The sequence below is a fragment of the Streptomyces lunaelactis genome (assembly GCF_003054555.1).
Classification (GTDB): Bacteria; Actinomycetota; Actinomycetes; order Streptomycetales; family Streptomycetaceae; genus Streptomyces; species Streptomyces lunaelactis.
This window is the reverse complement of sequence record NZ_CP026304.1, coordinates 5810197-5824450: the sequence shown is the minus strand read 5'-3', so window position 1 is coordinate 5824450 and position 14254 is coordinate 5810197. Positions and strand designations below refer to the sequence as shown.

At 70.9% G+C, this 14254-nt stretch carries 15 protein-coding genes and 1 pseudogene; 12 read left to right on the top strand and 4 right to left on the bottom strand.

Features of this window, described 5'->3' with window-relative positions:
* Window positions 1-27: 27 nt before the first annotated feature.
* Together ligD and SLUN_RS41535 are read left to right on the top strand one after the other, a co-directional pair.
* Window positions 28-903 carry a non-homologous end-joining DNA ligase gene (gene ligD / locus SLUN_RS27030; protein ID WP_108152557.1) on the top strand — a complete coding sequence of 292 codons (876 nt, stop codon included), beginning with the start codon at window positions 28-30 and terminating at the stop codon, window positions 901-903.
* A gap of 98 nt (window positions 904-1001) precedes the next feature.
* A pseudogene (locus SLUN_RS41535) lies at window positions 1002-1550 on the top strand (ATP-dependent DNA ligase); the annotation flags it as partial.
* 189 nt (window positions 1551-1739) lie between these two features.
* Here SLUN_RS41535 and SLUN_RS41530 read toward each other — a convergent pair.
* Window positions 1740-2057 carry a hypothetical protein gene (locus SLUN_RS41530; RefSeq protein ID WP_257153967.1) on the bottom strand — a complete coding sequence of 106 codons (318 nt, stop codon included), beginning with the start codon at window positions 2055-2057 and terminating at the stop codon, window positions 1740-1742.
* On the opposite strand from SLUN_RS41530, the gene SLUN_RS27020 reads away from it, so the two are divergent.
* A complete protein-coding gene (locus SLUN_RS27020) occupies window positions 1968-2624 on the top strand; it encodes an SMI1/KNR4 family protein (RefSeq protein WP_254710293.1) in 657 nt (218 codons plus the stop codon). The genes SLUN_RS41530 and SLUN_RS27020 overlap by 90 nt on opposite strands.
* Here SLUN_RS27020 and SLUN_RS27015 read toward each other — a convergent pair.
* Complete coding sequence (locus SLUN_RS27015) at window positions 2559-3089, bottom strand: SMI1/KNR4 family protein (RefSeq protein ID WP_108152555.1); 531 nt, start codon at window positions 3087-3089, stop codon at window positions 2559-2561. The two genes, SLUN_RS27020 and SLUN_RS27015, sit on opposite strands and share 66 nt — an antisense overlap.
* A 299-nt stretch (window positions 3090-3388) precedes the next feature.
* Complete coding sequence (locus SLUN_RS27010; protein WP_108152553.1) at window positions 3389-4657, bottom strand: MFS transporter; 1269 nt, start codon at window positions 4655-4657, stop codon at window positions 3389-3391.
* Window positions 4658-4791: 134 nt separating this feature from the next.
* Between SLUN_RS27010 and SLUN_RS27005 the strand changes: the two genes are divergently transcribed.
* The 3 genes from SLUN_RS27005 to SLUN_RS39600 all read left to right on the top strand — a co-directional run bounded on the left by SLUN_RS27005 (window position 4792) and on the right by SLUN_RS39600 (window position 6248).
* On the top strand, window positions 4792-5727 hold the full coding sequence (locus SLUN_RS27005; RefSeq protein ID WP_108152551.1) for a LysR family transcriptional regulator: 936 nt from the start codon (window positions 4792-4794) through the stop codon (window positions 5725-5727).
* A gap of 69 nt (window positions 5728-5796) precedes the next feature.
* Entirely contained in the window at window positions 5797-6087 is a 291-nt protein-coding gene (locus SLUN_RS27000) for a DNA ligase-like domain-containing protein (protein ID WP_108152549.1), read from the top strand.
* Window positions 6084-6248, top strand: coding sequence for a hypothetical protein (locus tag SLUN_RS39600; protein ID WP_159100331.1), 165 nt, complete (start codon window positions 6084-6086; stop codon window positions 6246-6248). The genes SLUN_RS27000 and SLUN_RS39600 overlap by 4 nt, the downstream gene beginning before the upstream one ends.
* A 99-nt stretch (window positions 6249-6347) precedes the next feature.
* Here SLUN_RS39600 and SLUN_RS26995 read toward each other — a convergent pair whose 3' ends face one another.
* A complete protein-coding gene (locus SLUN_RS26995; protein WP_108152547.1) occupies window positions 6348-7148 on the bottom strand; it encodes a nuclease-related domain-containing protein in 801 nt (266 codons plus the stop codon).
* A gap of 115 nt (window positions 7149-7263) precedes the next feature.
* On the opposite strand from SLUN_RS26995, the gene SLUN_RS26990 reads away from it, so the two are divergent.
* The 6 genes from SLUN_RS26990 to SLUN_RS26965 all read left to right on the top strand — a co-directional run bounded on the left by SLUN_RS26990 (window position 7264) and on the right by SLUN_RS26965 (window position 14246).
* Entirely contained in the window at window positions 7264-9348 is a 2085-nt protein-coding gene (locus tag SLUN_RS26990) for a HEAT repeat domain-containing protein (RefSeq protein WP_108152545.1), read from the top strand.
* On the top strand, window positions 9345-9647 hold the full coding sequence (locus SLUN_RS26985) for a zinc-ribbon domain-containing protein (protein WP_108152543.1): 303 nt from the start codon (window positions 9345-9347) through the stop codon (window positions 9645-9647). The genes SLUN_RS26990 and SLUN_RS26985 overlap by 4 nt, the downstream gene beginning before the upstream one ends.
* Before the next feature lie 262 nt (window positions 9648-9909).
* Entirely contained in the window at window positions 9910-11289 is a 1380-nt protein-coding gene (locus SLUN_RS26980; RefSeq protein WP_108154952.1) for an FtsW/RodA/SpoVE family cell cycle protein, read from the top strand.
* Complete coding sequence (locus SLUN_RS26975; protein ID WP_108152541.1) at window positions 11286-12743, top strand: penicillin-binding transpeptidase domain-containing protein; 1458 nt, start codon at window positions 11286-11288, stop codon at window positions 12741-12743. The genes SLUN_RS26980 and SLUN_RS26975 overlap by 4 nt, the downstream gene beginning before the upstream one ends.
* 4 nt (window positions 12744-12747) lie before the next feature.
* On the top strand, window positions 12748-13800 hold the full coding sequence (locus SLUN_RS26970) for an amidase (RefSeq protein ID WP_108152539.1): 1053 nt from the start codon (window positions 12748-12750) through the stop codon (window positions 13798-13800).
* The gene (locus tag SLUN_RS26965; RefSeq protein ID WP_108152537.1) at window positions 13797-14246 is read left to right on the top strand and encodes a DUF3291 domain-containing protein; all 450 of its coding nucleotides are present in this window, start codon (window positions 13797-13799) and stop codon (window positions 14244-14246) included. The genes SLUN_RS26970 and SLUN_RS26965 overlap by 4 nt, the downstream gene beginning before the upstream one ends.
* The last annotated feature ends 8 nt before the right edge of the window (window positions 14247-14254 follow it).

The following is a 14254-nucleotide window of genomic DNA, read 5'->3' as shown; positions in this document are numbered from 1 at the left end:
ATCCGAGAATCATGGGATTCTCATCGTATGACGCCGATCACGGAAGTGGAGGGGCGGCGACTGGCTCTCAGCAACCTGGAGAAGGTCATCCATCCCGCCACCGGGACCACCAAGGGCGAGATCCTGCACTATTACGCCATCACGGCGGGCGCGATACTCGCGCATCTCCACAACCGCCCGGTCTCCTTCCTCCGGTACCCGGACGGGCCGGACGGGCAGCTGTTCTTCACCAAGAACCCGCCGCCCGGGACCCCCGCCTGGGTGAGGACCGCCCCGGTGCCCCGATCCGAGGACAAGAAGGCGCGGCAGGTCGTCATCCAGGATCTGGCGTCGCTGATGTGGGCGGCGAACCTGGTGGTGGAGTTCCATACGCCGCAGTGGCAGGCGGACGAACCGGGCGTCGCCGACCGGATGGTCTTCGACCTCGACCCGGGCGCGCCCGCGACGGTCGCCGAGTGCTGCGCCGTGGCGCTGTGGCTGCGGGAACGGCTGGCGGCGGACGGACTGCACGCGTACGCCAAGACCTCGGGCTCCAAGGGTCTCCACGTCCTCGTGCCGCTGGAGCCCACGCCGTCCGAGAAGGTGTCGGCGTACGCGAAGAGCCTGGCCGTGGAGGGTGAGGCCGCACTGCCGGGGCTGATCCTGCACCGGATGACCCGCTCCCTGCGGCCAGGGAAGGTCTTCGTCGACCACAGCCAGAACTCCGCCAAGAAGACGACCGCCACCCCCTACACCCTGCGGGCCCGTGCCGAGCCGACCGTATCCGCGCCGGTGACGTGGGAAGAGGTCGGGACGCAGCAGAACCTCGTCTTCCGGATCGGCGACATCGCGCCACGGCTGGCCCGGTACGGGGACCTGCTGGGGCCGCTCATCAATCTCAACCGGGCCAGGCCGCTCCCGTGAGCGTGCCCCGGCCACCGGTGAGGCTGTCCCGGTGACAGGCCAACGAGGACGGCGAGCCTCCCCCTGCCCTGAGGGGCACGCGGGTCGAACCTGGCGGCATGGATGAGAGCTCGCCGACAGTAGCCCTGCGACCACCCGTCGATGTCATGCGTCCCCGGCCTGCGGATGAGATCCCCGCGCAAGGAAGCACACCTGGGGGCCTTCAGTACTCCCTCAAGCTCGATGGATTCCGTGCGCTCGCCTTCATCCTGGAAGACGGAAAAGTCTTCCTGCAGTCCCGCTCACGAAGGGACCTCTCCAGAGAATTCCCTGAGATTGCCGCATACCTGCGAGATCACTTGCCACCGGGAATCGTGCTGGACGGAGAATTGTGCGCCTACCGGGACGGGCGATTGAACTTCACCGACTTGCTCCGGTCCCACAGTGATCGCAAGCTCTCGGGAGTCCCGGTGTCCTACATCGCGTTCGACATTCTCGCTGTTCCAGGCCGGGATGTCAGGGCCCTGCCCCTGAGGGAGCGTTGGGAGCTGCTCGGAGCCGCACTGCAAGACGTCGGCCCACCCCTTCAGCGTGTGCTGGCAACGCTGGACGAGGAAACCGCCCACGTCTGGTTTCGCGACATGAGAGCCGTGGGCGTGGAAGGAATCGTAGCGAAAGCACTGAACTCGCCCTATCGGGCAGGAGGAACCTGGGCCTGGCGGAAGATCCGGCATTCCGATACGCGGGACGGCGTACTACTCGGTGTTTACGGCCCGGTGGAGCGGCCGCAGGCACTGCTTGTTCAGCTTCCCGGTGATCGAACCGTGAAGACGTCGCCTCGCTTGACCCCGACGCAGTCACGGCAGGTGGGCGAGCTGGTACGCGGTCGCTTGGGAGAACTGACGGACCACCCGGACCACGGGCCCGTGCGGATGCTCACCGAGCCACTCCTCGTTGAACTGCGCCAGGCGGCCGGACGCCACGAAACCGCCCGTTTCGTACGTGTTCGGTCCGATGGATGAGCAGCGGGCTTCGTCGACCTTCACGAATGGCGGTACGTTGCGAGGGACGAGAGAAGAGTTCACATGGACTCCCGCGTAGCCCGCCTGCGGCGCAAACTGGCCCAGATCCCGTTCCAGCCGCTGCGCAGCCACTCCTTCGGCGAAGAACGCCACACATTCCAACTCGGCCCCTGGCTCACCCGAGCAAAGGTGACCGCATTCGAGGCAGAGCACAGCATCGAACTACCTCACTCCTACCGCCAGTTCCTCACCGCAGTAGGCGCCTCAGGTGCCGCGCCGTTCTACGGTCTGATCCCGCTGGAGGACTGCAGGCTCTTCACGATGGACCTGCGGCAGGCATCAGAAGCACCTCGTGGCTTCACCCGAGCCCATCACGGCGAGCAGGACCGTGACCTGTTCCTGCACATCATCGAGATGGGCTGCACAGACCTCTGTCTCATCGCCGTCACTGGCCCCCTCACCGGCCGCGTGCTGACAGGCAACGCCGATGGTTTCTGGGGCCCGAACGTTTCGTCGGCCCGTGATTTCCTGGATTGGTACGAGCGCTGGCTCGATCACATGGGAGACGGCCGGGACAACCGGGCCCTGGAACTGACATCCCCACGCCTCGCCGCGACGGCCCCCTGGGGACCTCGGGTCACGGTCCCGCCATCATCAACGTGCAGCTCCGTCGACATCACCGACGAAGGTCGTGTCGGAAGTGAGGTCTTCGACGAATGATCGGAAGTCCGCAGCAAGCTGCAGTTCCATATCGAGGTCAGTATCAAGCCAGATGACCGAGGGCTGGCCCTGTCTTCCGCAGTCCCGGTAGTCGAGCGCGATCCAACAGTGCCCATCGCCGGAGATCAGCGCGATCGGTGAGGGCAGGTCCCACTCCTCGACCAGGTATGGCGTGTCCAGGAGAGAGACCATGTGCTCTCGGTGACCGATTCCCATCAGTTCACCGAAGGGCACATGGTCCGCACTCCACGAAGTTGGCTGGTCGGTCGGAAAGGCGTTCCAGTCAGAGGACACCTCGCCACCGTTCTGGACTCGCAGAACATCGAGCAGCGAGAACGGAAGCACCACACCAAGCACCTGCTCGGCTTCCATTACAACCTCGTCCGTCAGTGGCGACTGGACACCGTACGTTCCACCGCTCCACAACGCTGCCTTGACTTCCTCAAATCGCGCCACGGTCGGCATCCTACGAACCGTCACCGGACGGGGCCGGCTCGGGAGACGTGAGAACTCGGGCTCCCCAGAGATTATCTGGGGTCGCCAGAAGGCTTCAGGCATGTGAGGCAGGTGGCCTTGCGCCGTATGTGCCTCACAAGCATCTGGGAGCAAGGCGCGTTGGGCGCGTGCGCCACGATTTGCCGCGCCGCGACCCCCACCGGCCACGGCGGAGGCCGTCGCGCTCATCTCCGAGCTGTACGCGGAGGGGTGGACCGCTGCGAGGAAGGGCGGCGCGGCCCGATCGCGGCGACGGCCGTGGCGGCCTGTCAGGCGCGGTTCGGTGCGGGCTCCGGCTCGGAGAGATGCGCTGCCGCGCGGCGGGGGAGCAGCAGCGGGGTCGCCAGCAGGAGCACGCCGGCAAGGCAGATGGCTGTAGGCGGGCCGAGCAGGCTGCCCAGCACGCCCCAGAGGGCCGTCAGTAGCGCGGTCGAGGCCTTGGTTGTCACCGCCCAGGCGGACAGCGTGCGGGTGACCCGGTCGGTCGCGGTGCGCTGGAGGCGGTAGGTGGCGTAGACGGGGTTGAAGACTCCGCAGCAGAAGATGAGCCCGAGTTCGACGCCCATCACCAGGAGCAGTCCGCCGGTCCCCGGGCCCAGGAAGGCCAGGCCGACGGGCCAAATCGCGCGCAGCGTCCCGGCCACGACCAGGACCTGGTGTTGCCCGAACCGGGTGACGAGGGGTCGGGCCATCCGCGAACCGAGCAGCCCGCCGATCGAGGGCGCGGCGAAGGCGAGGCCGTACTGCCATGGTGCGAACCCGAGTCGGCCGAGCATCAGGACGGCCAGCAGCGGCGAGGCGGCCATCACCAGGCCGTTGAACAAGGCGGTGTTGAAGAACAGCGGGCGCAGCGTCGCGTCGGCGAGGATGTAACGCCAGCCGTCGAGCAAGTCCCCGGCCCGCATGCGCGTGACCTCCCGGCGCTCGGGCCGCGGCTCGGGCCCGCCCATCGCGCGGATGCCCAGGGCCGAAAGCAGGAAGCTGACCGCGTCGGCGACCACCGTTGCCACCGGCCCGAGGAGCCCGATCGCGACGCCGCCCAGCGGCGGTCCGATGATTGTGGTCGTCCAGGCCGTGGACTCGAACCGGGCGTTGGCGACGAGCAGGTCCTCGGCGGGCAGCAGCGTCTTCAGGTACGCGCCGGAGGCGGCGCGGAAGGTGATGTCGGCCGCCGCGACGACGACCAAGACCAGCAGGAGCTGAAGGAAGGTGAGCGCACCGAGCGCGAACGCGGCGGGGATCGTCAGCAGCGCCGCGAACCGCACCAGGTCCATCGTGATCAGCACCGGCCGCTTGCGGCGGAACTCCACCCACGGGCCGAGCGGCACCGCGACGGCCGCGCCCACCGCGGCCCCCACGGAGGAGAGCGCGGCGACCTCGGCCGGTCCGGCGTGCAGCACCTGGATGGCGATCAGCGGGAACGCGCCGAAGGCGAGCCACGTGCCGAGCGCGCTGGTTCCGTACGCGCCCCAGAGCCACCCGAACCGCCGCCCCAGCCGGTGGCCGAGCAGGTGTCCCAACCGGTGCCTGCGCCTCATGCCCGACGCCCCTCGCCACTCATCCGCACAACCGATCCGCGATCGGAAGCATCAAAGCGAGCGCCGTACCCGGGGGTCAAACAACCGCAGGACCGCCTGGCCACAACCAACGGTTGTGTCGATAGGGTGTCGACATGGACCTCGACACCGTCCGGACCTTCGTCGCGGCCGCCGACGCGGGGCAGTTCCAGGAGGCCGCCGCCGAGCTGGCGGTCACCCAGCAGGCCGTCTCCAAGCGCATCGCCGCGCTGGAGCGCAACCTCGGCGTGCGGCTGTTCACCCGCACCGCGCGCGGCGCCGAGCTCACCATCGACGGGCAGGCGTTCCTGCCCCACGCGCGCGAGCTGCTGCGCGTCGCCGAGCGCGCGGTCGCGTCCGTGCGCCCCGGCCGCCGTCCGCTGCGCGTCGACGTGATCGCTTCGCGCGTCGCACCGTCGGGCCTGATGCGCGGCTTCCATCGAGCGCACCCCGAGATCGAGCTCGACGTGGTGTGGCTGTTCGACATCGAGACGGCCGTCGCCGCCATCCGGTCCGGTGCGATCGACGCGTCCTTCCGTGCCGTCGCCGTGCCCGGCCGGCCCCTTCCCGAAGACATCGAGTCCGTCCGGGTGCTCGACGAGCCGCTCCAGCTCCTCACCGGCCCTGCCCACGCGCTGGCGGGCGCCCGGTCGGTGACCGTCGCTCAGCTCGCCAGGCACCGGATCTGGATGCCCGGCATCGTCCCCGGTACCGAGTGGGCCGCCTACTACGACGACCTCGTCGCCGAGTTCGGACTCACCATCGAGGCGACCGGCCCCAACTTCGGCTCCGACGCGCTCCTCGACACCGTCGCCGACACCCCCGCCCTGGCCACCCTCATGGGCGAGCAGACCCGCCTCGTCTGGCCCGTCGGCCACGGCCTGCGCCGCATTCCGGTGACCGACCCGACGCCCGTCTACCCGCACTCGCTCCTCTGGCACCGCGACAACCCCCACCCAGCGCTGGCCACCCTCCGCACCCACCTCGCCGCCACAGCGGCCTGCCACGACGCCGCCGGGACCTGGGCGCCGGGCTGGGTGATTCCGCGCTGAACGCCGCGTCTTCGATCATCGTGGTCGGATCGACGGACGGTGGCTCGGGGCAGGCGTGGCCATCGGCACATGACCCTGGACGCCGGGGAGGCGGCCACCTGGTACGAGACCCTGCCCGTGATCGGCGTCGAGGGGCTGGTGGTCAAGCGCTTCGACCAGACCTACCGGAGCGGCACGCGCGCGTGGCTGAAGCTTCGGCACACGTACGCGCGCGATGCGGCGGTGGTCGGCTTCACCGGCAGTCCGGCGCGGCCGGCCGCGCTGGTACTGGTGCTGCCGGACGACGACGCTCCCCTGGTGTCGAGCCGCTGGCCCCAGCGCTGCGGGCGCAGACGGCGGCCACGCTGTGCGAGAGGGTGACCGGCGAGACGGGGGTGGCGATGGCCATCGGTGTGGGTGACGTCGAGTACCTGGCCGTGGAGGCGGGGCTGACGGCCGAGGTGGAGCAGGGCACGACCCGGCACACCGTCACCACCGTGCTGCGACTACGGCTCCCCCAGGACGGGTCCCGGGACTGGTGACCCGGCGGACTGGAGCAAGGTCCTGTCCGGTCGATCAGGCCGGACCAGGGAGCGTGCGTGCCAGGGCACGCGAGCCCGGGAGCATCGGCCGGACAGGGCCTATACGCGCAGCCAGGTGCGGCGGTCCCTCGCCGTCGCGTACAGCGCCTCGATGTCCGCGGGCTTGAGCACCCCGCCGAGCCGCATCAGCGCGGGCACCTCGTCCTCCCGCAGGATCCGTACGTCCGGCGGCGCCGGCAGCACGTCCAGCCGCGCCGCCCCGACCACCGCGAGCACCGGGCGTACCGCCGCCGCCAGCGCGAGCGAGGCGCGCTCGGCCCTGCGGCGGGCCACACGCAGCCGCGGGCCCGGCTCAGCGCGGCCGACGCGGACCATGGGGTCGGCGATGCGCACCCGCAGGCGCCGGGCCGGGAGGGTGTGTACGGCCAGCACCCCGGCGGGGCCGATGGCCAGATGGTCGATGCGTTCGGTGCCCGGCAGCGGCACCGAGTGCAGGATCCGCCAGCCCGCGGTCTCCAGCCGGTCCAGCTCGCCGCCCAGGAGCTGCTGCGCGTCGAGCTCCGCGCGGCGTGGGTCCTGGCGGAGTCGGCGGCCGGCGGGGAGGCGGTCCAGCTCGGCGTGGAGCGCCTCGCCGGGGCGGTTGGGGGCCAGATCGTCGTCGGGGTGCAGGGACAGCCTGGCGAGGTCGGCGGAGGTGGGGACGGGCGGCGGCCCGACCGTGACGTCGCCGGTGAGATACGGGGCGAGAGCAGCCAGCACATCTGCGCGACGGGGCTCGGAGACCAGGCTCACCCGGCCGCTGTCCCGGTCGTACCAGGCGATGTTCCGGCCGTCCGGGAGGCTGACGTACAGCCGGTCCCTGCCGTGCCTGTGTGCCGGTGTGACGCGCAGTTCCGTCATGCCACCACCCCTCGACCATGGGACCAGTCCACAGGCCTTCGGGGCAATAACCCCGCGATGTCGGACCCGTGGTGCACACTCTCCCCAAGCGCAAGGTTCTTGGGAGGGGGCAAGCGTGTTCGGGGGGATCGACGAGGTCGACTGGGCCGCACTGGGGCATGCCTACGGCCCGGCGGACGATGTGCCCGAATTGCTGCGCGGACTCGCCTCCACGGACCCGGCGGAGCGTGATGCCGCGCTCGACGGGATGTACGGGGCGGTGCACCACCAGGGCGATGTGTACGACTCCACGCTCGCCTGCATCCCCTTCCTCCTGGAGCTGGTGGCGAATCCGGCGGTCCAGGACCGCGGCGGCATCGTCGAGCTGCTGACCAGCATCGGCGGCATCGATCTGGACGGCGACGACGAACTGGACCCGGAGGACGCGGAGTTCGAGTACGCCGCGAACTACGCGATGGCCGCGTCGGCCGTGACCGCGGGCGCGGATGTCTTCCTGGGGCTGCTCGACGACGAGGACCGGGGCGTACGGCTGGCGGCGCCGCTCGCGCTCGCCACGCTGCACAGCGATCCGGTGCGGGTTCTGGGACTGCTGCGGGAGAGGCTGGGTGTCGAGCCGGACGCCGAGGTGCTGTTCGCCTGCGTCGAAGCCGGCGGCCGGATAGCGCTGCGGCACGGCTGCCTGGCGCCCGAGGTGGTGGAGTGGCTCTCCGGGCTGACCCGGGTGTCGTACGGAGCGGGGCTGCGGCTGGCCGCGCTCGCGCAGCTCGCCCGCTGCGCGCCCGACGAGCTGCCCGCCAATGTAGTGCCGGGCGTGACGGGTCTGCTGCGGGAGCTGCGCGCCGAGCCGGTGGCCGCGGCGTCCTCCGGCGCCGAGCGGCCGTCCACGCCCACCCTCGTCGGACAGTTGCGCGAGCGCCATGAGGAGGAGGCCGCGGGCCGCCACGCGCCCTGGACGGCGGATCTGCTGCGCACGCTCCACTCCGGCCTGGGCGATCGTGTCGACGACCGGATAGCGCTCCTGGCCGACCAGTTGTGCAGCCCCGACTGGGGGCAGCGGATCGATGCCGTACGGATGAGCAGCGGGCTGCTGCGGACCTGGCGCGGTGCGTACGAGGAGTTGGCCGGCCTGATCGGTGAGCAGCTCGCCGATCCGGAGCCTCGGCTCGCCGAGGCCGCCGAGTGCGCGCTGGAGGAGCTGTTCACTCTCGCCCGGCCCGCGGCGGACGCGCTGGCGGACCGGGTGGCCGCGGACCCGCGGGCCTGGGTGCGCGAGTGGGCGAGCGGACCGCCCACGCTCGGCAATGCGCTCACGGCGCTGGCGCGGGCGGGTGACCGGAGGGCGGTGCTGGTGCTCGCGCGGACACTGGACCGGCCCGAGGCGCCGCGCGACCTGGGGTATGCGCTGGATCATCTGGGGGCGGCCGCCGTGCCGCTCGTACCCGCGCTGCGCAGGCATCTGGGCGAGCTGGACCTGGACGAGGAGCTGTACGACCGGGCGGGGCCGCTGCTGTACGGACTGACCGCGCTGCGGGCGGCCGAGGCGGCGCCGGAGGTGCTGCGCCTGCTGCGGGGCGCGCCCGAGTACCGCAGGGAGTGGGTGTTCGAGTCGGTGCTGCGGGCGCTCGCCGCCTTCGGACCCGCGGCGTACGACGCGGTACCGGACCTGCGCGCGCTGCTGCACTGCTCCGACATTTCGGTGTCGCTCGCGGCGCGTACCGCGGGGGCGCTGTGGGCGATCGAGAGTGACGCCGGGGCCGTACTGCCGGTGCTGCGTACGGCACTTGAGGCTTCGGACTCCGCGGGCAGGCGCTCGGCGGCGACGGCGCTCGGCGCGCTGGGGCCGGCGGGCTCGGCGGCCGCTCCGGCACTGGTTGAACTGCTCCGGGCGGCCGAGCCGTGGACCCGGGTGGACGCGGCGGTCGCGCTGTGGCGGGTGACGGGGGATCCGGAGCGGGCGTGGCCGGTGCTGCTGGCCGCCTGGGAGGAGTTTCCGTACACCCGCGTCGCGACCGCCGAGTGCCTGGTGGAGCTGACGGCCGAAGGCGCCGATGGGGCCGAGCGGATACTCCGCCGCGAGCTGGCTTCCCTGCGACGTCACAACGCGGTCGACGGCGGATACGGCAGCCATGACATCTTTACGGACGAGAAACTGCTGGCCCTGTGCCGGCGGGCACTGACACGGGAGGGACCGACAGCATGATCATCTTTGGCACCAAGGGATACCTGTACCAGTTGGCGATACTGACGCTGGTGTGCGGGCACTGCGGCAATCCCTCCGCGCACACGCTCAGGAAGCGCGTCACGAAGTTCACGCTGTTCTTCGTGCCGCTGTTCCCGTTCTCGACGAAGTACGCGACGCAGTGCACGTTCTGCGGTGCCGAGCAGCAGATAACCAAGGAGCAGGCGGAGCAGCTGCAGCTCCAGGGCGCGGGCGGTCAGGGCGGTCAGGCCTACGGGCAGCCGCAGCAGCAGCCCGGACAGCACCCGTACCAGCGCTGAGGACGGCCCGGGGAGGCCGGGCAGTCGGCGGTGATCGGCGCGGAGCCGCGCTTCCCGAACGCGCCGGAGGGCGGCGCGGTCGCCCGGCCGGCGCTGCCCGAGTACATACGGTTCACGGACCTCGACGCGGCGGAGCACGGTCACTGATGGGTGTGCCCTCCCCCCGGACTTCGTCCGGAGGGACCCCCAACGGGCTGAAGATGAGCCCGTTGGGCGATTGAGGACCGGGGTCAGGGGCCGCGCCCCGGCTAACTTGCGTGCCATGACCGCAACGACGGCGGACGCTCCCCCGCCCGATCCACGCCTCCCCAAGCGGCGGGGTGTCGAGCTCTCGCTCCTCGTGTGCGCCGTCCTCATCTCCGTCTACGGCTATATCGACGTGGGCCTGACGAAGAACAACGCCGTGCCGCCGGACGCCGCGGGTTACGGCGCGGGCCTCGGTGTCCTGGCCCTCCTCGCGCATCTCGCCGTACGCTTCCGCGCCCCCTACGCCGACCCGCTGTTCCTGCCCATCGCGGTCCTCCTCAACGGCCTCGGCCTGGTGCTGATCTACCGCCTCGACCTGGAGACCCCGAACTCCGTGGCCGCGCCCACCCAGCTCGTCTGGTCGACGCTCGGCGTCGCCTTCTTCATTGTGGTCGTCGTCTTCCTGCGCGACCACCGGGTCCTGCAGCGGTACGCGTATCTCTCGGTCGTCGCCGCCCTCGTCCTGATGCTCGTGCCGATCTTCTTCCCCGCCGTGAACGGCGCCAAGATCTGGATCCGGCTCGGCGGGCTCTCCTTCCAGCCGGGCGAGTTCGCCAAGATCCTGCTCGCCGTCTTCTTCGCCGCGTATCTCGCCGCCAACCACAACGCGCTCGCCTACACAGGACGCACAATCTGGAAGCTCCAGCTCCCCACCGGCCGCGTACTGGGCCCCATCGTCGCGATCTGGCTGCTCAGCGTCGGCGTTCTGGTGCTCGAGCGGGACCTCGGCACCTCGCTGCTCTTCTTCGGACTCTTCGTGATCATGCTGTACGTGGCGACGGGCCGGACCGGCTGGATCGCGGTCGGGCTGGTGCTCGCCGCGGCCGGCGCGGTCGCCGTCGGCTGGCTCGAACCGCATGTTCACAGCCGGGTCGAGGACTGGCTCAATCCCTTCGCCAGCATCGAGGCAGGCGACGGCCCCAGCCAGCTCGCCCAGTCGCTCTTCGCCTTCGCCGCCGGCGGGATGCTCGGTGCCGGACTCGGTCTCGGCCACTCCATCCTCATCGGCTTCGCCGCCAAGTCCGACTTCATCCTCGCCACCGCGGGCGAGGAGCTCGGCCTGGTCGGCCTGACCGGGATCTTCCTGCTGTACGCGCTGATCGTGGCCCGCGGCTACCGCGCCGGGCTCGCCCTGCGCGACCCCTTCGGCCGGCTGCTCGCCATCGGCCTCGCCTCGATCCTCGCCCTCCAGGTCTTCGTCATCGCGGGCGGTGTGATGGGCCTGATCCCGCTGACCGGCATGGCGATGCCCTTTCTCGCCCAGGGCGGTTCGTCCGTCGTCACCAACTGGATCATCGTGGCGCTGCTCATCCGGGTCAGCGACTCGGCCCGCGCGCCGCAGCCCGACACGGTCGAGCCGGGCGTCGTCGCCCCTGTCGTGGAGGCAGAGTTGTGATCCCCTGCATCCGGCGGGCCGCCGCCCTGTGTCTGCTGCTCCTGGTCGCGCTGCTGATCAACGCCGCCCGGCTGCAGATCCTCCAGTCCACCTCCCTCGACAAGAACCCGGCCAACCGCCGGCTCGCCATCGGCCGTTACGACGAGCCGCGCGGCAACATCCTGGTCGGCGGCAGACCCGTCACCGGCTCCAAGGACTCCGGCCAGCAGCTGCGGTACGAACGCACCTACACCGAGGGCGCGTTGTACGCCCCCGTCACCGGCTACGCCTCGCAGACGTACGGCACCACGCTGATCGAGAGCGCCCAGGACGGCATCCTCTCCGGCCGGAGCTCCCTGCTCACCGCGATCCCTTTGTGGAACGACCTCAGCCGCACCCAGCAGCCCGGCGGCAACGTCGTCACCACCATCAAGCCCGCCATGCAGCGGGCCGCGTTCAGCGGGCTCGCCGGCAAGCGGGGCGCGGTCGCCGCGATCGAGCCCTCCACCGGCAGGATCCTGGCGCTGGTCAGCAGCCCTTCGTACGACCCGGGGCTGCTCTCGGGCACCGGCCGGCCGGTCGCCGACGCCTGGACCATGCTGACCGGTTCGGGCATCCAGCCCATGCTCAACCGGGCCATCCGGCAGACCTATCCACCAGGGTCCGCCTTCAAGATCGTGACAGCGGCGGCCGCTCTGGACACGGGAGTGGTCAGGGATGTCGACGCGCCGACCGGCACGCCCGATCCGTACGTCCTGCCGGGTACGGCGACGACCCTCCCCAATGCGGCGACCGGCTGCGGCAACGCCTCGCTCGCGTACGCCATCCAGTGGTCCTGCAACACCGTGATGGCGCATCTCGGGGTGAAGATCGGGCTGCACGGAATGCTCGACACGGTGAGCAAGTTCGGCTTCAACGACCGAGGACTGAGAATCCCCTCGGGGGTGGCCCCGTCGAACTTCGACCGGCGCATGACCATCGATCAGGTGGCGCTCTCCTCGATCGGACAGTTCGACACCACGGCGACACCACTGCAGATGGCGATGGTCTCGGCGGCGGTCGCCAACGGCGGGGAGCTCAAACTCCCCTATCTGGTGGACCGGGTGACCACATCGGACGGCGACACCGTCTCCCAGAACAACCCGAGGTCGTACAGCCAGGCGATGAGCCCATCGACGGCACAGAAGCTCCAGCGGCTGATGGTCGAGGTCGTCGACGAGGGCACCGGCGGGAAGGCCGCGATCGGCGGAGCGAGGGTCGGCGGCAAGACAGGGACGGCGCAGCACGGCATCGGCAACGCCGGTACGCCGTACGCCTGGTTCATCTCCTGGGCGCAGGCGGACGACGCTCCCCAGCCGGCGGTCGCGGTCGCGGTGGTCGTCGAGGACGCGGAGGCCAGACGCAACGACGTCAGCGGTGGCGGCAGCGCGGCCCCGATCGCGCGGGCCGTCATGGCAGCGGCACTGCGAAGATGAGTGCATGACGCACGTGAACGACGCGCTGGAGCGGATCGCGCGGCTGGACCCCGAGCTGAGCGCCTTCATCGAGGTGTGGGACGAGAAGGCGTCGACGCGGGAGGTGGATCCTCAACTGCCGCTCGCGGGGCTGCCGTTCGCCGTGAAGGGGTCTTCCGGGATCCGCTCGTACGCGGCCCGGAGGCTGCTCGCGGCGGGCGCGGTGCCGGTCGGCTCGACGGCGGTGCCCGGCCCGGGCACGTACTGGCAGACCTGGGGACTCGGGGCACACGGCCGTACGGTCAACCCGTGGCGCGCGGACCGTACGCCCGGGGGTTCGTCGGCGGGCTCGGCCGTGGCGGTCGCCTCGGGGATGGTGGGTCTTGCCACCGGCAGCGACGGCGCGGGCTCGGTACGGATCCCCGCGGCGTGGTGCGGGATCTTCGGCCTGAAGACGACGAACGGCCTGCTGCCGTCGCCGGACCGGACCGGGCTGGCCTCGGCGGGCGTGCTGACCGGCTCGGCGGCGGACGCGCGGGCGTATCTGCGGTGCGTGCTGGACGAGTACGAGGATGTACGGGTGGAGCTTCCGGTACGGGCGCGCTGGTCGGCCGGCCTGGGCTTCGCGCAGCCGGACCCGGAGGTGGAGTCGGTCGCGCGGGGCGCGGTGGAACGGCTGGTGGCGGCCGGAGTCCTGCGACTGGACCCCCGGCCGGTCGCACTGCTCGACCCGCAGGACGCATGGCTGGCCGTACGGGCCGGGGATCCGTCCGCGGGGGCCGCGGTGCGCGGCGAGAACGACCGCCGGCTCGATGCGCTCTTCGCGGACACGGAGCTGCTGCTCACCCCGGCCACCCCGAACCGCCCGCACGGTCACGAGGGGCCGGGCGAGCTCTACTCCACCGCGCTGACCTGGGCGTTCAACCTCAGCGGGCATCCGGCGGCGAGCATCCCGGCCGGTTTCACGAGCGACGGCTGCCCGGTCGGGCTGCAACTGGTGGCGGCGCGGGGCGCGGACGTCTCGCTCCTCGAAATGGCGGTGGCGGCGGAGCGGCACGCGCCTATCGTGCGGCCATGACCTATGAACTGGCCCAGGTGAACATAGCCCGACTCGCATTCCCGCTGGACTCCCCGGAGTTGAAGGACTTCGTCGACGCACTCGACCCGGTGAACGCGGTCGCCGAAAGGGCTGACGGCTTCATCTGGCGGCTGACGAGCGACACCGGCAACGCGACGGATGTGCCGGTGTTCGGGGACGACTGGCTGATCGTGAACACGTCTCCGTGGCGCGACACCAACGCGCTGACCGCGTTCATGTACCAGGGGCAGCACCGGGAGCTGCTCGGCCGCCGCTACGAGTGGTTCGAGCGGGTGAAGGAGGCGATGACCACGCTGTGGTGGGTGGCGGAGGGCCACCGCCCGACGGTGGAGGAGGCGGAGCAGCGCCTCGTCCACCTCCGCGAACACGGTCCGACGCCGTACGCGTTCACGCTGAGGACGTCGTTCCCGCCGGTGGCGGAGTGATGCCCCGC

Bases quoted from the DNA above. Each gene is read 5' to 3' on its own strand.
- ligD (WP_108152557.1), top strand. From the start codon at position 28: ATGACGCCGATCACGGAAGTGGAGGGGCGGCGACTGGCTCTCAGCAAC.
- SLUN_RS26965 (WP_108152537.1), top strand. From the start codon at position 13,797: ATGACCTATGAACTGGCCCAGGTGAACATAGCCCGACTCGCATTCCCG.
- SLUN_RS27020 (WP_254710293.1), top strand. From the start codon at position 1,968: ATGGACTCCCGCGTAGCCCGCCTGCGGCGCAAACTGGCCCAGATCCCG.
- SLUN_RS26985 (WP_108152543.1), top strand. From the start codon at position 9,345: ATGATCATCTTTGGCACCAAGGGATACCTGTACCAGTTGGCGATACTG.
- SLUN_RS27015 (WP_108152555.1), bottom strand. From the start codon at position 3,089: ATGCCGACCGTGGCGCGATTTGAGGAAGTCAAGGCAGCGTTGTGGAGC.
- SLUN_RS26970 (WP_108152539.1), top strand. From the start codon at position 12,748: ATGACGCACGTGAACGACGCGCTGGAGCGGATCGCGCGGCTGGACCCC.
- SLUN_RS26980 (WP_108154952.1), top strand. From the start codon at position 9,910: ATGACCGCAACGACGGCGGACGCTCCCCCGCCCGATCCACGCCTCCCC.
- SLUN_RS27005 (WP_108152551.1), top strand. From the start codon at position 4,792: ATGGACCTCGACACCGTCCGGACCTTCGTCGCGGCCGCCGACGCGGGG.
- SLUN_RS27000 (WP_108152549.1), top strand. From the start codon at position 5,797: ATGACCCTGGACGCCGGGGAGGCGGCCACCTGGTACGAGACCCTGCCC.
- SLUN_RS26995 (WP_108152547.1), bottom strand. From the start codon at position 7,148: ATGACGGAACTGCGCGTCACACCGGCACACAGGCACGGCAGGGACCGG.
- SLUN_RS27010 (WP_108152553.1), bottom strand. From the start codon at position 4,657: ATGAGGCGCAGGCACCGGTTGGGACACCTGCTCGGCCACCGGCTGGGG.